We start from the raw sequence: 21,294 nt of genomic DNA on the forward strand, positions 1-21,294 counted from the left end.
CTTACGATGTCGCCGATGCCCGCGCCCCCCAGCACACCCTCCGCTCCCGGTCGCCGCTCCGAACCCGCAGTGCGGAACCTCCCGCTGTGGCACCGTCGCGGTGCGATCGGCGTCTGCCTCATCGCCACGGGCTGCCTGCTGGCCACCGCCTCCACCCGCGAGCTCGACGCGACGTTGCCGATGTACTACGTCGTCAGTCTCGCCTCGGTCATCGTGCTCTGGGCGATCGTCGGGCGATCGCCGGTCCGGGCCGTCCTGCTGGTGTGGCCGATCGCGGTGATGATCGGCATGACGGTCGCCTCGTTCCTCGCACCCATCGCCGCCACGCTCAGCATGGGCACGCTGTTCCTCGCCTTCCTGTTCGCGGGGCTGACCCAGTCGCGCGGGATCTCGCTGATCATGCTGGCGCCGGCGGTGACCAGCTACCTGCTGGTCTACCGCGAGCTGCCGACCTCACAGCTGGCCGTACGGCTCGCCATCGCCATCTGCGTCTACATCGCAGTCAGCGAGGCGCCCGCGTGGCTCGCCGACGACCTGCGTGCGGCGCAGCGCGAGATGGAGCGGCTCGCCGCCACCGACCCGCTCACCGGCCTGGCGAACCGCCGCTCGTGGGACGAGCAGCTGCCACCGCTCCTGGCCAAGGGTCCCTCGGCGGTCGTGCTGCTGGTCGACCTGGACCACTTCAAGCAGTTCAACGACGCCCACGGCCACCTCGCCGGCGATGACATGCTGGTCGCGTTCGCCGAGATGATCGAGACGGCGCTGCCGGAGGCGGCCATCGCGGCCCGCTGGGGCGGCGAGGAGTTCGCGCTCGCGATCGGCGATCGGATCGAGGCGCGCCGCGTGGCCGACGAGATCAGGACGAACGTCCCCCTGGATCAGACCTGCTCGATCGGGATGGCCGAGTATCGCCTCGGCGAGACGGTGGTCGAGCTCATCCAGCGGGCCGACGAGGCGCTGTACGCGGCCAAGAGCCACGGTCGCGACCGCATCGTCGCCGCCTGACCATCCGACCTGTTCGACCGCCCGTTCACGCCGGCCCGTTCACTCGGGCTGGTTCACTCGGGCTGGTCACACCGCGTCGAGGAACCGGTCGAGGACGCGCGCCCCGAACTCCAGCCCGTCCACCGGCACCCGCTCGTCCACGCCGTGGAAGAGCCCGGTGAAGTCGAGGTCCTCGGGCAGACGCAGCGGTGCGAAGCCGAACGTACGGATGCCGAGCTTGGTGAAGTGCTTGGCGTCCGTGCCGGCCGACATGAGGTACGGCGCCACCGCGGCGTCGGGGTCCTCGGCCAGCAGCGAGCGTGAGATCGCGTCGACCACCCGCCCCTCGTACGGGCTCTCCCAGGACTTCTGGTTGGAGACGAAGTCGAGGTCGACTCCCTCGCCGCAGAGCCGGGCGAGCTCGGCGAAGAACTCGTCCTCGTAGCCCGGCAGGAAGCGGCCGTCGACGTGGGCGGTCGCCTCGGTGGGGATCACGTTCACCTTGTAGCCGGCCTGGAGCATCGTCGGGTTGGTGACGTGACGCAGCGTGGCGCCGATCATCCGGGCGGCCGGACCGAACTCCTCGATCAGGGCCTCGGCGTTCTCCGGCGTGGCCTCGGTGCCGACGAGCTCGGCGACCGACGCGAGCAGGGTCTGCATCGTCGGGGTGAGCTGGACCGGCCAGTCGTGCGTGCCGATCCGGGCGACGGCGCTGGCGAGGCGGGTCACGGCGTTGTCGCGGTTGATCATCGAGCCGTGGCCGGCGGTGCCGCGTGCGGTCAGACGCATCCAGGCCATCCCCTTCTCGGCGGCCTCGATGAGGTAGAGACGCCGTCCGCGGATCGTGGTGGAGAATCCGCCGACCTCGCCGATCGCCTCGGTGACGCCGGAGAACTCGTCGGGGATCTCCTCGATGAGCTTCTGCGCGCCCAGGTGGCCACCTGCCTCCTCGTCGGCGGTGAAGGCGAGCACGACCCGGCGCGCGGGCGCACGGCCGGCGCGCTGGCGGGCGCGCACGACGCTCAACACCATCGCGTCGAAGTCCTTCATGTCGACCGCCCCGCGGCCCCAGACGTAGTCGTCGTGGATCTCGCCGGAGAACGGGTCGACCTTCCAGTCGGCGGCCTCCGCGGGCACGACGTCCAGGTGACCGTGGATCAGCAGCGCCGGCTCGCTGCTCGACGCGTCGCCCCAGTGCGCGATCAGAGAGGTACGGCCGGGCTCCGACTCGTGCAGGCGCGCGTCGATGCCGACCTCGTCGAGGAGTCCCGCGACGTGTTCGGCGGCCTTGCGCTCCCCAGGCCCGGACGCGTCGCCGTAGTTCGAGGTGTCGATCCGGATGAGGTCGCGACAGATGTCGACGACCTCCGCGTCGACGGGATGCTCAGCCATGCACCCGACGCTACAGGCCGCTCCGCGTCGCTGTCTCAGGGGACGTCGCGGCCCCGCTGCCACTCCTGGAAGGCCGTCACGGCGGTCGCCAGCGTCGGGAAGATCCGATCCTCGCCGATCCGATCGAGGAACCCGGTCGGCGCCAGCCGCTGCCGCAGATCGTCCTTCATCCGGGCCAGCCCCATCTCGACGCCGTGGGCGGCCAGATCGCCCCGTACGTCCTCGAGGGCATCGGCCGCGGTGACGTCGATCCGGCTGACGGCCTCCAGGTTGATCACCATCCACGCGGTGTCCGGGTAGTCGTGCAGCGCGGCGCGCGTCCGGGTGCGGAAGTCCTCCGCGTTGGCGAAGAAGAGCGGCGAGTCGTAGCGGTAGATCACCAGGCCGGGGATCACCGCGGCGTCGTCGTGGTCCTCGACGTCGTGCATGCCGGCCAGGCCGGGGACGATACCGAGGACGGCGTCGTGCGGCCGGGCGACGCGGCGCACCAGGTCGAGCACCGACAGGCCCACGGCCACCAGGATGCCTTCGAGGACGCCGATGATGAGCACGCCGATCGTGGTGGCGAGGACCAGGACGAGCTCCGAGCGGCGGAAGCGCCAGAACCGGATCATCTCGCGCACGTCGACCAGGCGGACGGCGGCGTAGACGACGACGGCGGCCAGGGCCCCGGTCGGGAAGGCCTCGAGCACCGGCCGGGCGAGCAGGACGGCCACACCGGTGGCGACCAACGTGATGACCCCGGTGAGCTGCGAGCGGCCACCGACGGCGTACGCGATCGCGGTCCGCGAGCCGCTGCTGCTCACCGGGAAGCCCTGCAGCAGGCCCGCGCCGAGGTTGGCGGCGCCCAGCCCGAGCAGCTCGCCCTGGGCGTCCGGACGGTCGTCGCCGGCGAAGGCACGGGCGGTGAGGATGGTGTCGGTGAACGTCACGAAGGCGATCGCCAGCGCTGGTCCGACCAGGCCCCACCACGCATCGGCGCTGAGCCGCGGCAGGTGGAGACCCGGCACACCGCCGGCGATGTCGCCCACGGTCGCGACCCCGTGGTCGGGCAGGTCGAGGAGAGCCGAGACCGCGGTGGCGGCCAGCATCCCGACCAGGGCGATCGGTGCCCGGGGCCACAGCCGACTGGAGACGAGGAGGATGGCGAGCATCGACAGTGACAGGATCGCCGTCGCCGCGTGGGTCTGATCGAGGTGACGCAGCGCGTACCAGAGCTCCCGGATGAACCCGTCGGCCGTGACGGGGAAGCCGAGTAGGTCGTCGAGCTGCGACACGATCATGACGCCCGCGATGCCGGCCATGTAGCCCACCAGGATCGGCTTGGAGAGCAGCTCGGCGACCGCCGCCAGCCGCAGCACGCGGCCGAGCACGCAGAAGAGCGCGACCAGCAGGGCCAGCGCGACAGCGGTGCTGCCACGGTCACCCGCCGGGACCGCGGCGAGCGTGGTCGCCGTCATCAGCGAGGCAGTCGACTCGGGACCCATCGACAGCAGCCGGGAGCCACCCAGGAGGGCGTAGCCGAGCAGGGCGCCCAGCGCGGCCCACAGCCCGATCTCTGCGGGCAGCCCGGCGAGCTCGGCGTTCGCCATCACCTGCGGGATGAGGTACGCCGCGACGGTCACACCGGCGAGGACGTCCCCGCGCAGCCAGGTGCGCGGGTAGCCGCGGGTCCACGCGAGGATCGGCAGGTCCACGCCTCGCACCCTAGGCGAGGTGTGGACACCTCGGTGGGCACTCGCGGGCAGCGCGCCCTAGGCTGCTCGTCGACATGCGTGGCCGAAGGATGCGGCGACGTCGCGAGGTCGCAGGGAAGCGGCGGACAGGGGAACCCGATGGGCATCGCACCGACCGGGCTCTTCCTGGTGACCCTGTTCGGGTTCGTGCTGGGCGCACTCATGCTCCTTCCCCAGCGACGTGCAGGGCTTCCCGGCGCCCGGCTCGGGCTGGCCGCGACGGCGACCGGGGCGTTCGGGGAGCTCGCCGTCTTCGGGATGCTCGGCGGCTGGTGGCCCACGACGCTCGCCCTGGTGGTGAGCAACGTGTGCCTCAGCGTCACCGGACTGCTCTTCTGGGCTGCTCTCGGACGTACGGTGGAGCGCCCGGTGCCGCGTACGGCGCTGCTCGCCCTCGGTGTCGCGTTCGCCGCGCTCTACGTCCTGCTCCTCGTGATCGGCGCCTCCACGACGGTCCGGATCATGGTGGTCTCGGCGGCCGGGGCGGTGCTGTTCACGATGATCGCCCGGACGCTGTCGGTGCCGGCCGACTCGACCGTGGCGTACGGCGCCCACCTGGTCGGCGGCGCCGCCTGGGCGGCGGTCGCGATCCACGTCCTGCGGGTCGGCGTCTACGCCCTGAGCCTCGACCACGTCTCCGGCATCGGTGACCCGACGCCGTGGAACACCGCCTTCCTCGGTCTGCTCGCCCTGGGCGCGCCGGTCTTCCTCATCGGGCTGGCGCTGATCGGGCACGCGCAGCTGGTGAACGACCAGGCCCGCCTGGCCTCGACCGACTTCGTCACCGGGACCCTGAGCCGTCGTGCCTGGCTGGCGGCCGCGACACATGAGCGTGCGGAGCGCAACGGCGAGATGACCCTGCTCTTCCTCGACCTGGACCACTTCAAGCGGGTCAACGACCGCATCGGGCACGCCGGCGGTGACGTCATGCTCCGGCACGTCGCCACCGTGCTCCGCGCGCAGCTGCGGGCCGACGAGCTGCTGGGCCGGTTCGGCGGCGAGGAGTTCGTGGTGGCCATCCCCGGCGAGTCGGTCGAGCGCGCCTGCGAGCTCGGCGAGGACGCGCTGGCGGCCCTGGGCAGCGATCGCCTGCGGTACGAGGACGCCGTGCTCGGCGCGTCCTTCAGCGCAGGCGTGGCGGTCTGGTGGGCCGATGAGTCGATCGAGCCGGCGCTGCGCCGCGCCGACGTCGCCATGTACGAGGCGAAGGCGGCCGGACGCGGCCGGGTCCTGGTCGCCACCGAGCGCCGATGCGCCTGACCCGGCGTCAGGGGCTGGCGATCGGTGCGCTGATCGCGCCGGTGACGGCGATCAGGTCAGCAGGGGCGAGCTCGACCTGGAGCCCGCGGCGGCCGGCGCTGACGAAGACGGTGGGGAGGCCCAGCGCGGCGTCGTCGACCACCGTCGCCAGCGACGTGCGCTGCCCGATCGGCGAGATCCCGCCGAGCACGTAGCCGGAGCTGCGCTGGGCCGCAGCCGGATCGGCCATCTCGGCCTTCTTCGCGCCGACCGCGCGGGCCAGTGCCTTCAGGTCCAGCTGGTGGGCCACCGGCACCACGGCGACGGTCAGCCGGCCGCCGACGTCGGCGATCAGGGTCTTGAAGATCCGGTTGCGATCGACGCCGAGCTGCGCGGCCGCCTCCTCGCCGTACGCCGTGTTGTCATCGGCGTGCTCGTAGGGATGGACCGTGAAGCTCATCCGCGCACGGGTGAGGGCGACGGTCGCCGGCGTACCCGACGAGGTCTTCTGCTTGGCCACCGGCAGAGCATCCCACGCCTCGGTCCGGCCGAGGCCTCGACCCGGGGCGGTCAGGGACGGTAGTCGACGAGCGCGTCGCCGGCGTAGCACTGCTTCGCGCCCGACATCCGCGGGATGTCCCACTTCCGGAGCCGGTGACAGGACGGGACGTCCTGGCCGCCCAGGGCTCGCGGGCTGCTCCAGCGGCCGTCGCGCTTGACGGCGAACTGCCAGTTGCCGCCGCCGGCACACGCCGGGTGCCCCTTCACCGCGTAGACGCCTTCGTCGAAGTACGCGACGGTCCGGCGGAACTCGAGTACCGAGACGAGCGGTGCTTCGCGGCACGCGGCGCTGTCGTGGTCCCAGGACCAGAGCTCATGCAGCTCACGGCCCAGGAAGCGGCGGAAGGACGGCGTGGTGCGTTGCAGTGCTGCGGGCCGGTGGTCGAGCCTCACCGCGAGCCCGTCGCCGTGGAACACCACCGGCGCGGTATTGGTGCCGGCCTGCGCCGCCGGGGCGGTGAACCCGAGGCCGGCCACCAGGGTTGCCGCCAGCGCTGCGAGGACCTTCGGTCGTGCGGTGCGTGCCATCTGCTGCTCCTCCGGTGGTTCAGACGTCCAGGAAGGAGACCCGTCCACCGGCCATCAGCACGACCTTGCCGGAGGGCAGCTCCATCGTGCGTACGGTCATGGCGTGGCGATGGTCCTCGAGCGGGATCAGCTTCTGGCTCAGCGTCGAGCCGTCCACCTGGTAGATACCCAGAAGTGCCGATCCGTCGCGGGTGACGAACGACGTGATCGCTGTCGACCGGTCCGGGAGCCACGTGAACGCGTGCGGATCCTCACCGGCGTACGGCCAGGTCCACTGCCCGAGGCTGTCCACCGCGACCTGCTTCACGTCGGTGAGGTCACCGATGTCGAAGAGCCCGACCTGGGCCTGCTCGCGCTCGTCGCTGTTCTCAAACGAGACGGCCTGCCCGATGCCGAGGAGTTGGTCGTCCCCGATCGGGTGGAAATAGTCGGAGAAGCCGGGGATGTGCAGCGCGCCCAGGAGGGTCGGGTGCGCCGGATCGGTGAGGTCGACGGTGAAGAGCGGATCCGTCTGACGGGCCGTCGAGAGCACCGCGAGATCGTCGAACCAGCGCGCGGCCGTGAGGGTCTCGTTGACGCCCAGGCCGTCGAGGCGGCCGATCTCGACCAGCTTGTCGCCGTCGGGCCGCATCGTGACCACCGAGCTCTGCTGCCCGCCCTTCGTGGACTCGGTCGTGGCGACCCGCAGGACGCCGTCGGCCTCGTCCATCGACCAGCGGTCCGCGACGGAGCCGTCGACCGTGCCGGTGGCGACGTGGGTCGCGTGGATGCCGTCGAGGTCGAGCTGGAAGATCGTCGTCCTCGCTTCGGGGCCGCCGGGCATCGCGAAGCGCCCGTCGACCGGAGGCTGCGGGCAGTCCATGCAGCCCCCGGAGCCTCCGGTGGTGAGGTAGAGCCGGTCCGCTGACTCGTACGCGAGGGCGGTGGTGCCGGCGATCCCGATAGCCGCCGGCGTGGTCGGGCGAGCGACGTCGAAGCCGACGACGCTCTCGGTGCCGAGCGCGACGCCGGCCGGCGGCAGCGCCACCCGGTCGCAGGCGAGCAGCGGGCGGCTGCCGGTGCCGTCGTCGTATCGCGGCAGCCAGTCGTCGAGGGTGGTGGCCTTCACGATCTCGCGGTTGCGCGCGGCGGCCTCCTTCTCGCTCAGCCCACCCGCCGAGCCGTCACCGAGGTGGGGCTGGACGAAGCTCAGGTCCGGAAGGCTGTCGGCGAGCACGAGGTGCACGTCGGTGCCCTGCAGCCGGGCGGTGTCCAGGGTGCCGGAGTAGCGGACCTGCGAGGTGATACTCGGGCGCCCGGCGTCGGCGAGCGAGACCGTCGTGACGCGGGTGCCACCGCCGTACGGGGCGAGCGTGGCGGCCGTCGCGCTCCTCGCGGTGTCGGTGCCGAGCGCGACCAGCGTGGTGCCATCGAGCAGCAGTTGCGGATCCTGCAGGTCGGGCAACGTGAGCGTGGCATCGAGGCGCACCTCCGCGCCGGAGACGTCGTACACCTTGATGCCGTCGTGTCCGGCGCGGACCAGCAGGGTGCCGTTGGTCTTCACCCGATCGGGCTCGTCGACCAACGCCTCCTGGACGTTGGTGCCCGTGACGCCGTTGGCTACGCCGTCGGCTCGGCCCGAGACGTCGGCGCCCTTGCTGGATGCGAGTGGGGCGGCGGCCGCGAAGTCCGCCTGCCGGCTCTGCAGGACGCCATCGCCCGTCCAGCCGTACGGACCGACCTGCTTCAGCGCCCGGTCCTGGTAGCTCCTCAACAGCGCGGCGCACGTGTCCGCCGGCTGCAGGTCGGCCTGGAACGCGCTGTGGCGCAGCGCCGGTGCGGCGAGCGCACCGCCGGCCGCGTTGTCAGCACCGGCGTCCGCTCCGCTGTCGGCGGACGAGGCGGTGCTGTCGGGCGCGCCATCCTGCACGTGGGTCCCGACGACGAAGGCCGAGGCCACCGCGGCGGCGGTCGCGCCGACGAGCAGCGGTCGTACGAGATAGCGACGGCGGCGCGCTCGTGCCTCGGCGCGCCCCTTGCGCAGGAGGTCCGCGACCGGCGGCTCGCCGCCCGGGTAGTCGTCCCAGAGCTCCTCGAGATCGGTCATGACATGCCTCCGGAGACGTCCGCGAGATGGTGGCTGGCGCTGAGCTTGGCCAGGGAGCGCGACAGGCGGCTCTTGACGGTCCCCGCGGGGACGCCGAGCACCTGGGCCGTCTGGGCCTCGGTCAGCTGGACGAAGTAGCGCAGCACGACGACGTCGCGCTGCTCCTTGGTGAGGGTGCCGAGCGCGCGATGGACCGCGTCGGCGAGGGCTGCGGCCTCGGCGCCGTCGGCCGTCGCCTCGCCGCGCGCCTCGTCGACGGGGGCGTGGCTGCGCTTGCGGTACCAGGCCGTACGCCGCTCCGAGCGCAGCGTGTTGAGCAGGATCCGGTAGACGTAGCCCTCACGGTCGTCGGCCCGGGCCACGAGATCCCACTTGCGGTAGCACTTGAGCAGCGTCGCCTGGGCCAGGTCCTCGGCCTCGTGCGGCATGGCGCCGAGGAAGACGGCCGCCTTCACGAGGGCCGACCAGCGCTCGGTCACGAACGCGGCGTACTCCGCCTCATCCACCATCCCGTTCCGCTCCTCGATCGTCTGCCTCGGCTGACAGTACGACGCAGGCTCGGCGCGGTTCGGTTCCCTCGCGTCCCGATTCTCTAGGCCGGCGGGCGGAGGGCCTCGAAGCGCATCAGGTGTCCGTGCATCGATGTCTCGAGCGTGATGCCTGCGAAGCCCGCCTCGGTGAGTCCGGCGCGGAGCTCGTCGGCGCCGATGATGCTGACCGGCGAGCCGTCGAGCCGGTGCACGACGCGCGCGAGCGCGGTGTCGGTGAGGTCGTACCCGACGAGGCGACCGCCCGGGCGAAGCACCCGCAGCGCCTCGGCGAGTGCGGGACGCCAGTCGACGACGTGGTGGAGCATCAGGTACGACGTGACCACGTCGCGGCTGGCGTCCGGGTAGGGCAGCGAGGTCACGTCGGCCCGGTCGACCATCACCTGGGGGTGGGCGCTGAGCCTCTTGCGGGCGGCCTCGACCATCACCGGGTCGATGTCGGTGACGGTGAGCCGGATCTGCGGGAAGCGGCCGATGACCCCGGCCGCCATCGCGCCGGTCCCGCCGCCGATCTCGAGGACATCGCCGCGCAGGTCGTCCCCGGCGAGGGCCCAGGGCAGCACGACCCGCTCGGCGAAGAGCCGCCACGGTGCGCTGCGGCAGAACGTGCGCTCGACCACCGACATCACGGGCATGCCACCGACGCTACCGCTACCCGAGGGCGACCACGGCTCGCTCCGCGAGCAGGGAGATCCCGACCAGGATCATCGCTGCGCCGGCGACCCGCGTGACGACCGCGGCGATCCCCGGCCGGGCGCGCAGGACGCGCTCCATCACCACGCCCATCGGCAGGTAGAACGAGCCCGCGAGCACGACGAAGACGATGCCGAGGAAGGCGAGCTGGAGCGGCATCGGCCAGGTGTCCTGCGCGTGCGCGAACTGCGGCAGGATCGAGACGAAGATGAGCACGCCCTTGGGGTTGAGGCCGCTGACCGCGATGCCCCGCGTGAAGTACCCGCGTGCGGCGAGCGCGCCCGGACCCGTCACAGGGGCGGCGCCGAAGGCGGCCGTACGGGCGGCGCGCAGGGTGCCGATGCCGAGCCGGATCAGGTAGAGCGCACCGACGGCGGTGAGGACCGCCAGCGCGATCGGCTGGGCGGCGATGAGCCCGCCGACACCCACCGAGACGACCAGCGTGATGAGCACGTAGCCCACCATCAGACCGCCGACGGCCGGCACGATCACCCGGTCCCGGGCACCCACGGCGAGGACGTAGGCCCAGTCCGGGCCGGGGACGGCGATCATCGTCAGGGCGATCGCTGCGAAGCCGAGGACGGCCGACATCTCCATGGTGGGAAAGGTACGAAGAATTCGGCGAAATGTGCTTCGCGGATGGTCGCGATTGGCGCGATCCAGTGGAAGGATTATCGCCATGGATGCGCTCGACCGGAAGATTCTCTCCCTGATGCAGGACGACGGCCGGATGAGTGTCACCGACCTCGCCTCCACCGTCGGCCTCAGCCTCTCGGCCTGCCACCGCCGGCTCAAGGAGCTCGAGCAGTCCGGCGCCATCCAGCGCTACCGGGCCGTCGTCTCTCCGACGGCCGTCGGGCTCGACTTCGAGACCATCGTCTTCATCACCCTCGACCGCTCCGACGTACACGCGATCTCGGAGTTCGAGGAAGCCGTCACGCGCCTGCCCAACGTGATCGAGGCCGAGCGGCTCTTCGGCGAGCCCGACTTCATGATCCGGGTGCTGACCAAGGACCTGGCCGGCTATCAGGAGCTCTACGACCGCTCGCTCAGCCACCTGCCGGGTGCCAAGCGGCTCACCTCGACGATCGTGATGAAGCGGATCGGTCCCGAGCGGACCGTGCCGGTGGTGTGATCGAGGGTCACCAGGTGGTGATCATCCCTCCGTCGATCCTCACGTCCGCGCCGGTGATGTTGCCGGTGAGGTCGCTGGCCAGCATCAGCACGGTGTGGGCGATCTCGTCGGGCCGGGTGAAGCGACCGGTCACCATCGCGCTCTCGGCGCCTGCGACCACGTCGTCGGCCTTGCCGCCGCTCGCCGCCGAGAGCGTCTGGGCGACGCCGTCGTTGCCGAGCCAGAGGTCGGTGGCGACCGGGCCGGGGCTGATCGTGTTCACCCGGACGCCGTGCGGCCCGACCTCCTTCGAGAGTCCCTTGCAGAAGCTGGACAGCGCGGCCTTCGCGGCGCTGTAGTCGAGGACCAGCGGGTCGGACAGCGTGGCGTTGACCGAGCTGATCGTGACGATGTCGCCCTTGCCCCGCGCGACCATGCCGGGCACCACGGCGCGGGTGGTCCGTACGGCCGCCAGCAGGTTGAGCGTCAGGCTCTGCAGCCACTGCTCGTCGGTGATCTCGGTGAACCCGCCGAGGCGGGGCTTGGCCGCGCCGACGTTGTTGACCAGGAGGTCGACGGTGCCGCCCGCGGCCGCGACCAGCTCGGCCGGCCCGTCGGGCTTCGAGAGATCGACGAGCACGCTGTTCAACCGCCCGCCCTCGGCGAGCTCATCCAGCTCGGCCGACCCCTTGGTGGAACCGGCCGTGACGTGCACCCCCTCGGCCACCAGTGCCCTCGCGATGGCCAGCCCGATCCCTCGGCTCGCTCCCGTCACCACGGCGCGACGGCCGCCCAGTCCCAGCTCCATAGCGATCACTGTGGTGCCGGTGCGACATGCTTGTCGAGGCCCACGTCCTGGCCGCTCGGAGCAGGATGAGCCCGTGCCCGTGATCGTTCCTCCCTCGGAGACCGAACGGGCACGATCAGCCCGGTCGATCAGTCGTAGATGACGGCCTCGCCGCGCTCGCGCAGGCCGGCCAGGCCGTCGCGCATCGCCTGGAGCCGCTCGGGCGAGTGCCCGGTCCAGTCCTCGAGCTCGCCGACGACCCGCAGCGGCATCCGGCTGCGGAAGGACTGCGTCGGGTTGCCCGGCAGCTTCTTGTCGGTGACGTTGGGGTCGTCCTCGAAGTCCCCCGTCGGCTCGACCAGGTAGATCCGGCCGCGGCCCTCGCCCTGGGCCATCTCCGCGCCCCACACGGCGGCATCGAGGGTGGCGGTGAAGTAGATGAAGTTCATGATCCGGCCGGCCTCGTAGTTCGACTCACGCCCGGCCACGAGCAGCCCGCCGACCTCCAGCGCGGCCTTCGTGCCATGGAGGTAGACGCCCTCGCGGTAGGTCTCGAACGGCACCGGCTCTGTCCCCGTACTCACGCCTCCGACCCTACCCAGCAAAACGGGACTGGCGGCGGCACCCGCCAGGGTGCAGGCTGCCGTCTAGTACGGCAGCGGCACCCGGTCCCCCACCCTCCGAGAGGCAACCGATGTCACAGCAGGACTCCGCGCAGCCCGCCAAGACCCCCGTCGTCTTCATCCACGGCCTGTGGCTGCACGCCAGCAGCTGGCAGCCGTGGATCGACCGGTTCGAGAGCCGCGGCTACGCGCCGATCGCGCCCGGCTGGCCGCACGAGCCGGCCACCGTGGCCGAGGCGCGCGCCAACCCGAAGGCCGTCGCCGGCGTCGGCATCGACCAGGTCACCCAGCACTACGCTGCGATCATCAGCGAGCTGCCGGAGGCCCCCGTCCTCGTCGGGCACTCGTTCGGCGGCCTGTTCGTCCAGAAGCTGCTCGGCATGGGCCTGGGCCGCGCGGGCGTCGCGATCGACCCGGCGCAGATCAAGGGCGTCCTGCCGCTGCCGCTCGCCCAGCTGCGCTCGGGCTTCCCGGTGCTGGGCAACCCGGGCAACAAGAAGAAGTCCGTCGCGCTGACCAAGCCGCAGTTCCGGTACGGCTTCGGCAACGCGCTCCCCGAGCAGGAGTCCGACGCGCTCTGGGACGCGCACACCATCCCCTCGCCCGGGCGGCCACTCTTCGAGGCGGCGTTCGCGAACTTCAGCGGCAAGTCGCCGGCCAAGGTGGCCACCGACAACAACACCCGCGGCCCGCTGCTGATGATCTCCGGGAAGCTCGACCACACCGTGCCCGACGTCGTCACCCGCGCCGCGTACAAGCTCTACGGCAAGTCGAGCGCCGTGACCGAGCTCAAGCAGTACCCCGACCGCGGCCACTCGCTGACCCTCGACCACGGCTGGATCGAGGTCGCCGACGACGTCCTTGACTGGCTGGACAAGCAGGCCGCCGCCGCCTGAGCCAGGCTCAGCCGTGTGCGCCGGGCTCGTGCTCGGCGTGACTCGCCTGCTCGAACTGGAACGTGGAGTGCTCGACGTCGAAATGACCGCCGAGGCACTCCTGCAGGGCGTCGAGCAGGCGAGGCGCGTGCCCGTCGAGGAAGCAGCCGTCGTCGATCACCACGTGGGCCGACAGCGCCGGCATCCCCGAGGTGATCGTCCAGGCGTGCAGGTCGTGCACCTCACGGACGTGATCGACGCCGAGCAGGTGCGCCCGGACCTGGGTCAGGTCGACCCCGGCCGGGGCGCCCTCGAGCAGGATCCGCCCCGACTCGCGGAGCAGTCCCCATGCGGCGCTGACCATCAGGCCGACGACGACCAGTGAGGCGATCGAGTCAGCCCTCGACCAGCCGGTCGCCAGGATCACGATGGCCGCGATGACGGTGCCGACGAAGCCGTAGAGGTCCGTGAGGATGTGCTGGTAGGCGCCCTCGACGTTGAGGCTGGCGCGGTTGGCGCGCGCGATCAGCCAGGCGGCGGCGACGTTGACCACGCAACCGACCAGGGCGACGACGAGCACCGGGACACCGGCCACGTCGGGATGGGTGGCGAAGAGCCGTCGGATCGCCTCCACGAGCACGATCCCGGAGACCACCAGCATGGTGATGCCGTTGACCGCGGCGGCGACGATCTCGGCACGCTTCAGCCCGTACGTCCAGCGCTCCGAGACCGGCCGCGCGGCCAGGCTCATCGCCCAGAGCGCAGCAGCGATCGCCCCTGCATCGGTGAGCATGTGCCCCGCGTCGGAGAGGAGCGCGAGGGAGTCGGCGGCGAAGGCCACCACCACCTCGGCGGCCATGAACGCCAGCAGCAGGACCAGCGCCGCGATCAGGTACGAGCGCCGGGCGTCGGTCTCGATGCCGTGCGCATGCGCATGGCCGTGTGCATGCTCGTGCTCATGGCGGTGCCCGTCGTGCGGTCCCTGGTGATCCACGCCGCCCATCCTCCCGTACTGTTCGCAGTGCCTGTGGCGCAGGAACCCGGTGTGAGTCCGGGGCGGTTCCGCCACTGTGACCTCGCTCCGCGTCCGATCTTCCCGGGCCCAGGGTGAGGCAGCCAGACACTGGCCGCAGGCGTTTCCGACCGATCAACGGGGCGAGAACCCCGAGGAGGAGCCGCTGCCATGCGGATCGCGCTGCTGTCCACGTCCGACACCGACCTGCTCTCGGCGCGCGCCGGAGGCGCCGACTACGCATGGGCCAATCCGTCGCGCGCCGGCGACGCAGCCCTCGCCGCGGCCGTCGAGGGCGCCGATCTGGTGGTCGTACGCCTCCTCGGCTCTCCGCACGACCTGTGGCCCGGCGTCGAAGCGGTCCGGGCCGCCGGAACGCCCTTGGTCGTGCTCGGCGGCGAGCAGCAGCCCAGCGCGGAGCTGATGGAGCTCTCGACGGTGCCGATGGGGGTCGCGGCCGAGGCGCACCGCTACCTCGCCGAGGGCGGCCCGGCCAACCTCGCCCAGCTGCACGCGTTCCTGTCCGACACCGTGCTGCTCACCGGTGAGGGCTTCGAGCCGCCCGCCGTCCTCCCCGCCTGGGGCTTCGCCGCGCGCCCGAGTCTCGATACGCCCTCGCCTAGCGGCTCGGGCTACTCGACCAACGGAGCCGGTGGTCGAGTGGCGAGCGCCGGTGAGTCCGGTGGTCGAGTGGCGAGCGCCGGTGAGTCCGGTGGTCGAGTAGCGAGCGCCAGCGAGCATATCGAGACCCGGCCACGTATCGGCGTGCTGTACTACCGCGCCCACGAGGCCAGCGGGAACACGGCGTTCGTGCACGCGCTCGCTGATGCGATCGACGCGACCGGCGCGGCGGTGGGGGTGCCGATCTTCGCCGGTTCGCTGCGCTCGGCCCCCGACGACCTGTACGACGCCCTCGGCACACTGGACGCGCTCGTCGTCACCGTGCTCGCGGCCGGCGGCTCGGTGCCGGCGACCGCCAGCGCCGGCGAGGACGACGAGGCCTGGGACGTGGAGCGGATGGCTGCGCTCGACATCCCCGTGCTGCAGGGCCTCGCACTGACCAGCAGCCGCGCGGAGTGGGCGGCCTCCGACGACGGCGTCACTCCGCTGGACTACGCCAGCCAGATCGCGATCCCGGAGTTCGACGGCCGGATCAGCACCGCGCCGTTCTCCTTCAAGGAGGTCGACGAGCAGGGCCTGCCGCATTACGTGGCCGACCCCGAACGCTGCGCCCGCGTCGCCGGCATCGCCGTCAACCACGCTCGTCTACGACACGCTCCGAACGCGGAGAAGCGGCTCGCGCTGGTGCTCTCGGCCTACCCCACCAAGCACGCCCGGATCGGCAACGCCGTCGGCCTCGACACCCCGGTCTCCGCGATCCGGCTGCTGCGCCGGCTGCGCGATGAGGGCTACGACCTCGGGAGCGACAACGTCGTCACCCGGATCCTGGACGGGGTCTCGACATGCTCGACCTCCGAGACCGAGGCCGGTGACGCGCTGATCCATGCCCTCATCGCCGCCGGAGGCCAGGACGAGGAGTGGCTGACCTCCGCCGACCTGACCGATGCGCACGTACGGATCACGAAGGCCCAGTACGACGCCTGGACGGCCGACCTGCCCGAGGACCTGCGGGCGTCGATGACCGAGGCGTGGGGCGAGGCTCCCGGCAGCCTCTTCGTCAACGATGCCGGCGAGCTGGTCCTCGCCACCCTGCAGGCCGGCAACGTCGTCATCATGATCCAGCCGCCGCGCGGCTTCGGCGAGAACCCGGTCGCGATCTACCACGACCCCGACCTGCCGGTGACGCACCACTACCTCGCCGCGTACCGCTGGCTCGAGCACGGGTTCGGGGCCAACGCCGTGGTCCACCTCGGCAAGCACGGCTCGCTGGAGTGGCTGCCCGGCAAGAACGCCGCCCTCTCCGCATCGTGCGGCACCGACGCGACGCTCGGCAGCCTGCCGCTGATCTACCCGTTCCTGGTCAACGACCCCGGCGAGGGTGCCCAGGCCAAGCGCCGCGCCCACGCCACCATCGTCGACCACCTGGTGCCGCCGATGGCGCGCGCCGAGTCGTACGGCGACATCGCTCGGCTGGAGGCACTGCTGGAGGAGTACGACAAGATCTCGACGATGGACCCGGCCAAGCTGCCGGCGATCCGCGGGGAGATCTGGCAGCTGATGCACGCCGCCGAGCTGCACCGCGACCTCGGTCTCGAGGAGCGCCCGGACGATGAGGAGTTCGACGACTTCCTGCTGCACGTCGACGGTTGGCTGTGCGAGATCAAGGACGCCCAGATCCGCGACGGCCTGCACGTCCTGGGCGCGGCGCCGGAGGGCGAGGCGCGGGTCAACCTCGTGCTCTCCATCCTGCGCGCCGCGCAGGTGTGGGGCGGTGTCGGGAACGCGGTGCCGGGGCTGCGGTCGGCGCTGGGGTTGGTCTCGACAAGCTCGACCTCCGAGGCCGAGCACGCTGGTCGAGTAGCGAGCGCCAGCGAGCGTATCGAGACCCGTATCGAGGTCGATCACGTCGAGGCCCAGGCGCGTGAGCTGGTCGAGGCGATGGAGAAGGCCGGCTGGGACACCGAGGTGATCCCGATCCTGCACGCCTCCCCGGAGGTCCAGCAGGTGCTGACCTTCGCCGCCGAGCAGGTCGTCCCCCGGCTCGCCGGCACGACCGACGAGCTCGACGCCGTCCTGCACGCCCTCGCCGGCGGCTACATCCCGGCCGGCCCGTCCGGCTCGCCGCTGCGCGGCCTGGTCAACGTGCTGCCGACCGGGCGCAACTTCTACACCGTCGACCCGCGCGCGGTGCCGTCGCGGCTGGCCTGGCAGACCGGCCAGGCGATGGCCGACTCGCTCGTGCAGCGCTACCTCGACGAGACCGGCGGCTACCCCGAGTCGGTCGGCCTGTCGGTGTGGGGCACCAGCGCGATGCGCACGTCCGGCGACGACATCGCGGAGGTGCTGGCACTGCTCGGCGTCCGGCCGGAGTGGGACGCCCAGTCGCGGCGGGTCTCGGAGCTGAGCGTCGTCCCTCTGGAGGAGCTCGGGCGCCCACGCATCGACGTCACCGTCCGCATCTCCGGCTTCTTCCGCGACGCCTTCCCGCACGTGGTGGCCATGCTCGACGACGCGGTGAAGATGGTCGCCGAGCTCGACGAGCCCGCCGACCAGAACTTCGTCCGGGCCCACACCCGCGCCGACCTGGCCGAGCACGGCGACCAGCGCCGAGCCACCACCCGCATCTTCGGGTCCAAGCCCGGCTCGTACGGCGCCGGCATCCTCCAGGTGATCGAGGCCGGCAACTGGCGCGGCGACGACGACCTGGCCGAGGTCTACACCGCATGGGGCGGCTTCGCGTACGGCCGCGGTCTCGACGGCGCACCGGCGGCCGACGACATGCGGACGAACTACAAGCGGATCAAGGTCGCCGCGAAGAATGTCGACTCGGTGGAGCACGACATCGCCGACTCCGACGACTACTTCCAGTACCACGGCGGCATGGTCGCCACCGTGCGCGCGCTGAGCGGCAGCGACCCGAAGGCGTACGTCGGCGACTCGACCTCGCCGGACGCGATCCGTACCCGCACGCTGGCCGAGGAGACCGCCCGCGTCTTCCGCGCCCGGGTGGTGAATCCGCGGTGGATCTCGGCGATGCAGCGACACGGCTACAAGGGCGCCTTCGAGCTCGCCGCGACCGTCGACTACCTCTTCGGCTTCGACGCCACGGCCGGCGTGGTCCACGACTGGATGTACGAGAAGCTCGCGCAGGAGTACGTCCTCGACCAGACCAACCAGGAGTTCCTGAAGAAGTCCAACCCGTGGGCGCTGCGCGGCATCGTCGAGCGACTCAGCGAGGCCGCGGAGCGCGGTCTGTGGGCCGAGCCGGACACCGACGTCATCGCCGCGATGCAGCAGGTCTACCTCGACGTCGAGGGTGATCTCGAGGACCGCGGGTGATCCCCGCTCGTCGAGGAGCCGCCGAGGAGGGAGGCGGCGCATCACGACGCATCCGGATCCTCGGCATCGGGATGGGCCCCCAGCACGTCACCCCCGAGGTGGCCGCCGCGCTACGGGAGTGCGACTACGTGATCGCCGCCGCGAAGGGCGAGGACGACGCGCTGCTCGCCGTCCGGCGCGCCGTGTGTGAGGCGTACGGCATCAACCTCGTCGCCGTCGCGGATCCGGAGCGCGATCGGGCGCCCGACGGCGCCGGGGGCTACGTCACGGCGGTGCGCGACTGGCACGAGGCACGGGTCGAGGCGTACGAACGGGTGCTTCGCGAGCGTGCCGGCACCGCTGCCTTCCTGGTGTGGGGCGACCCCGCGCTCTACGACTCCACCATCCGGGTCGTGGAGCAGCTGGCCGAGCGCCTCGACGCACCGGAGTGGGACGTGCTTGCGGGCATCAGCGCGCCGCAGCTGCTCGCGGCCCGGCACCGGATGGTGCTGCACCCGGTCGGGCGGCCCGTGCACATCACCACGGCGCGACGCCTGCGCGATGACATCGCCGCAGGTCAGGACAACCTGGTCGTCATGCTCGGCAGCGAACCCGATCTGAGCGGCCTCGAGGACTGGCGGATCTGGTACGCCGCCAACCTCGGCTCGGCCGGTGAGCAGCTCCTCGACGGCACCGTGGGCGGCCTCGGCGAGGCGGCCCTCAAGGTGGCACGCGAGCACGCCCGCGCCATCGACGGCTGGGTGATGGACCTCTACCTCCTGCGAGCCCCGGTGGTCGAGCCCGCCACGGTGGTCGAGCCTGTCGAGACCCCCGCATGAGCGGCCTCCTCGTCGCCGGTACGACCTCCGATGCCGGCAAGTCGGTCGTCACGACGGGTCTGTGCCGGGCGTTCGCGCGGCGAGGCGTGCGGGTGGCGCCGTACAAGGCGCAGAACATGTCGAACAACTCGATGGTGGTCGCGGTGCCGGGGGCCTCGACCACCGGCTTCGCCGAGATCGGGCGGGCGCAGTGGGTGCAGGCGCTGGCCGCCCGGGCGACGCCGGAGCCGGCGATGAACCCGGTCCTGCTCAAGCCCGGGAGCGACCGCCGCAGCCATGTCGTGCTGATGGGACAGCCTGCGGGCGACGTCTCGTCGGCCGACTGGGAGAGCGGTCGCGCGCACCTGGCGAAGGCGGCCCACGACGCGTACGACGACCTCGCCTCGCGTTACGAGGTGATCGTCGCCGAGGGCGCCGGGAGTCCGGCCGAGATCAACCTGCGGGCCGGCGACTACGTGAACCTGGGCCTGGCCCGGCACGCTGGCCTGCCCACGATCGTGGTCGGCGACATCGACCGCGGCGGCGTCTTCGCCGCCCTGCTCGGGACGGTCGCGCTGCTCTCGCCGGAGGACCAGGCGCTGATCAGCGGCTTCGTGATGAACAAGTTCCGCGGCGACCTCGGTCTGCTGACTCCCGGCCTGGAGATGCTGCTGCGGGCGACCGGCCGGCGCACGTACGGCGTACTGCCCTGGGATCCCTCCCTCTGGCTCGATTCCGAGGACGCCCTCGACCTCGACGGCCGGCGCGCCTCGGGCGAGGGCGCGCAGCGGGTCGCCGTGATCCGGCTCCCCCGGATCAGCAATTTCACCGACCTCGACGCCCTCGGTCTCGAGCCCGGGCTCGACGTCGTCTTCGTCTCGTCGCCGCGCGACCTGGCCGACGCCGACCTGGTGGTGGTGCCCGGCACGCGCGCGACGATCAGCGACCTGGCCTGGATGCGCTCGCGCGGGCTCGACCGCGCCGTGCTCGCGCACGCCGAGGCCGGGCGTCCGGTGCTCGGGATCTGCGGCGGCTGTCAGATGCTCGGCGCCCACATCTCGGATCCGGACGGCATCGAAGGCGAGGCCGGCGCGGAGGCCCCGGGACTCGGCCTGCTCCCCCACACCACGACCTTCGGCGCGGAGAAGGTGCTGCGCCTGCACGCGCCCGCCGGCTACGAGATCCACCACGGCCGGGTCGCCGGCGCGACCGAGGACGGCCTCGTGACCGGCACGATGGTCCACGGCCGCCTCGAGGACGACGCCTACCGCGCGGCCTACCTGCGCGACGCGCTCGGCGTGACCTCCGAGGCGTCGTTCCCGACCGCTCGTGACGCGCGGCTGGAGCTGCTGGGCGACCTCGTCGAGGAGCACCTCGACGTCGATGCCCTGCTCGACCTCGCGTTGACCGGTGCGCCCGCCGACCTGCCCGTCCTGCCGCCTGGTGGTGAGTGGTGAGCGCGGGAGCTGAGGATCAGGCGGGTCTCGACAGGCTCGACCACCGGACGCCGGATCTCGACAAGCTCGACCACCGGACGCCGGGTCTCGACAGGCTCGACCACCGGACGCCGGGTCTCGACCCCCGGGCGCCGGGTCTCAGCCGCCGTGTGCTGCTGCTCGGCGGCACGGCCGAGGCGCGAGCGCTGGCGGTCCTGCTCGTCGAGGCGGGCATCGACGTGACCTCGTCCCTGGCCGGGCGGGTCGCCGATCCGCGCCTGCCCGTCGGACCGGTCCGGATCGGTGGCTTCGGCGGCGTGTCCGGGCTCGTCACGGCGCTCGACGACTACGACGTCGTCGTGGACGCGACGCATCCGTTCGCACAGGGGATGTCCGCCAACGCCGTGGCGGCCTGCGCGCAGACCGGGCTGCCGCTGCTGCGCCTCGAACGACCGGGCTGGAGGCCGGATCCGGCCTGGCCGCGTCCGATGTGGCACTGGGCCAATACCCACGACGACGCCGCGACCCTGGCCGCAACGCTCGGCGAGCGTCCCTTCATCACCGTCGGGCGCCAGGAGCTGGCCCGGTTCGTGCCGGCGCTCGGCGAGCTGCCCGCGCTCGCACGGGTCGTGGACGCCCCCGGCTTCGCGCTGCCGCAGCCCTGGACGCTGGTCACCAGCCGAGGCCCGTACCCCCTCGACGGCGAGCGCGCCCTTCTGCGCGAGCACCGCGTCGACGTGCTGATCACCAAGGACTCCGGCGGCACGTACACCTGGGGCAAGATGCAGGCCGCCGCCGAGCTCGGCGTCCCCGTCGTGATCGTCCGGCGCCCGGTGGACCCGCACGCCCCGGAGACGGTGGGCAACGTCGGTGCGGCGTTCTCCTGGACGCGCGCCAGGACGACGACAAGATCCTGACGTCAC

The 21,294-nt window shown here is 71.9% G+C and carries 19 protein-coding genes and 1 riboswitch; of the genes, 8 read left to right on the forward strand and 11 right to left on the reverse strand.

Translation table 11 applies throughout. From position 1 onward, the window contains the following. Positions 1-15: 15 nt before the first annotated feature. Positions 16-1,005, forward strand: a complete 990-nt coding sequence (locus tag ACZ5L9_RS17120) for a GGDEF domain-containing protein (protein ID WP_464529895.1) — start codon at positions 16-18, stop codon at positions 1,003-1,005. 66 nt (positions 1,006-1,071) lie between these two features. On the opposite strand, the gene ACZ5L9_RS17125 is transcribed toward ACZ5L9_RS17120, so the two are convergent. Next, entirely contained in the window at positions 1,072-2,376 is a 1,305-nt protein-coding gene (locus ACZ5L9_RS17125; protein ID WP_464529898.1) for a M20/M25/M40 family metallo-hydrolase, read from the reverse strand. Positions 2,377-2,411: 35 nt separating this feature from the next. Next, positions 2,412-4,073, reverse strand: coding sequence for a SulP family inorganic anion transporter (locus ACZ5L9_RS17130; RefSeq protein ID WP_464529900.1), 1,662 nt, complete (start codon positions 4,071-4,073; stop codon positions 2,412-2,414). Positions 4,074-4,211: 138 nt separating this feature from the next. Here ACZ5L9_RS17130 and ACZ5L9_RS17135 point away from each other — a divergent pair, with 138 nt between their 5' ends. Beyond that, the gene (locus ACZ5L9_RS17135; protein WP_464529902.1) at positions 4,212-5,372 is read left to right on the forward strand and encodes a GGDEF domain-containing protein; all 1,161 of its coding nucleotides are present in this window, start codon (positions 4,212-4,214) and stop codon (positions 5,370-5,372) included. A gap of 7 nt (positions 5,373-5,379) precedes the next feature. Here the strand turns inward: ACZ5L9_RS17135 and ybaK are convergent, their stop codons facing one another. From ybaK to ACZ5L9_RS17165, 6 genes are all read right to left on the reverse strand, one after another. Further along, positions 5,380-5,871: a Cys-tRNA(Pro) deacylase gene (gene ybaK, locus ACZ5L9_RS17140; RefSeq protein WP_464529904.1), complete on the reverse strand. Its 492-nt coding sequence runs from the start codon at positions 5,869-5,871 to the stop codon at positions 5,380-5,382. Between the two features lie 50 nt (positions 5,872-5,921). Further along, entirely contained in the window at positions 5,922-6,440 is a 519-nt protein-coding gene (locus ACZ5L9_RS17145) for a hypothetical protein (protein ID WP_464529907.1), read from the reverse strand. 19 nt (positions 6,441-6,459) lie between these two features. Continuing rightward, positions 6,460-8,526, reverse strand: coding sequence for a beta-propeller domain-containing protein (locus ACZ5L9_RS17150; protein WP_464529909.1), 2,067 nt, complete (start codon positions 8,524-8,526; stop codon positions 6,460-6,462). Then, entirely contained in the window at positions 8,523-9,035 is a 513-nt protein-coding gene (locus ACZ5L9_RS17155; protein WP_464529911.1) for a SigE family RNA polymerase sigma factor, read from the reverse strand. Before ACZ5L9_RS17155 ends, ACZ5L9_RS17150 begins: the two co-directional genes overlap by 4 nt. An 83-nt stretch (positions 9,036-9,118) precedes the next feature. Next, complete coding sequence (locus ACZ5L9_RS17160) at positions 9,119-9,709, reverse strand: class I SAM-dependent methyltransferase (protein ID WP_464529914.1); 591 nt, start codon at positions 9,707-9,709, stop codon at positions 9,119-9,121. 16 nt (positions 9,710-9,725) lie between these two features. Then, positions 9,726-10,364, reverse strand: coding sequence for a LysE family translocator (locus ACZ5L9_RS17165; RefSeq protein ID WP_464529917.1), 639 nt, complete (start codon positions 10,362-10,364; stop codon positions 9,726-9,728). A gap of 82 nt (positions 10,365-10,446) precedes the next feature. Between ACZ5L9_RS17165 and ACZ5L9_RS17170 the strand changes: the two genes are divergently transcribed. Next, positions 10,447-10,902: an Lrp/AsnC family transcriptional regulator gene (locus tag ACZ5L9_RS17170; protein WP_464529920.1), complete on the forward strand. Its 456-nt coding sequence runs from the start codon at positions 10,447-10,449 to the stop codon at positions 10,900-10,902. Between the two features lie 7 nt (positions 10,903-10,909). Here ACZ5L9_RS17170 and ACZ5L9_RS17175 read toward each other — a convergent pair whose 3' ends face one another. After that, positions 10,910-11,689, reverse strand: coding sequence for an SDR family NAD(P)-dependent oxidoreductase (locus ACZ5L9_RS17175; protein WP_464529922.1), 780 nt, complete (start codon positions 11,687-11,689; stop codon positions 10,910-10,912). 128 nt (positions 11,690-11,817) lie between these two features. Beyond that, positions 11,818-12,252, reverse strand: coding sequence for an NAD(+)--rifampin ADP-ribosyltransferase (gene arr, locus ACZ5L9_RS17180; protein WP_464529924.1), 435 nt, complete (start codon positions 12,250-12,252; stop codon positions 11,818-11,820). Positions 12,253-12,362: 110 nt separating this feature from the next. Here arr and ACZ5L9_RS17185 point away from each other — a divergent pair, with 110 nt between their 5' ends. Next, the gene (locus tag ACZ5L9_RS17185; protein ID WP_464529926.1) at positions 12,363-13,187 is read left to right on the forward strand and encodes an alpha/beta hydrolase; all 825 of its coding nucleotides are present in this window, start codon (positions 12,363-12,365) and stop codon (positions 13,185-13,187) included. A gap of 7 nt (positions 13,188-13,194) precedes the next feature. Here ACZ5L9_RS17185 and ACZ5L9_RS17190 read toward each other — a convergent pair whose 3' ends face one another. Next, positions 13,195-14,169 (reverse strand): cation diffusion facilitator family transporter, encoded by a 975-nt coding sequence (locus ACZ5L9_RS17190; protein WP_464529929.1) that lies wholly within the window; start codon positions 14,167-14,169, stop codon positions 13,195-13,197. Between the two features lie 8 nt (positions 14,170-14,177). Beyond that, positions 14,178-14,312, forward strand: a riboswitch (cobalamin riboswitch). Positions 14,313-14,349: 37 nt separating this feature from the next. On the opposite strand from ACZ5L9_RS17190, the gene cobN reads away from it, so the two are divergent. The 4 genes from cobN to ACZ5L9_RS17210 are packed head-to-tail and all read left to right on the forward strand — an operon-like array spanning position 14,350 to position 21,288. After that, the gene (gene cobN, locus ACZ5L9_RS17195) at positions 14,350-18,138 is read left to right on the forward strand and encodes a cobaltochelatase subunit CobN (protein WP_464529932.1); all 3,789 of its coding nucleotides are present in this window, start codon (positions 14,350-14,352) and stop codon (positions 18,136-18,138) included. Then, positions 18,135-18,956 carry a precorrin-6A synthase (deacetylating) gene (gene cobF / locus ACZ5L9_RS17200; RefSeq protein WP_464529935.1) on the forward strand — a complete coding sequence of 274 codons (822 nt, stop codon included), beginning with the start codon at positions 18,135-18,137 and terminating at the stop codon, positions 18,954-18,956. Before cobN ends, cobF begins: the two co-directional genes overlap by 4 nt. After that, positions 18,953-20,392, forward strand: a complete 1,440-nt coding sequence (locus tag ACZ5L9_RS17205) for a cobyric acid synthase (protein ID WP_464529938.1) — start codon at positions 18,953-18,955, stop codon at positions 20,390-20,392. The genes cobF and ACZ5L9_RS17205 overlap by 4 nt, the downstream gene beginning before the upstream one ends. Further along, positions 20,389-21,288 carry a cobalt-precorrin-6A reductase gene (locus ACZ5L9_RS17210; RefSeq protein ID WP_464529941.1) on the forward strand — a complete coding sequence of 300 codons (900 nt, stop codon included), beginning with the start codon at positions 20,389-20,391 and terminating at the stop codon, positions 21,286-21,288. Before ACZ5L9_RS17205 ends, ACZ5L9_RS17210 begins: the two co-directional genes overlap by 4 nt. Positions 21,289-21,294 lie beyond the last annotated feature (6 nt).

Source organism: Nocardioides sp. JCM 18998, assembly GCF_055391535.1.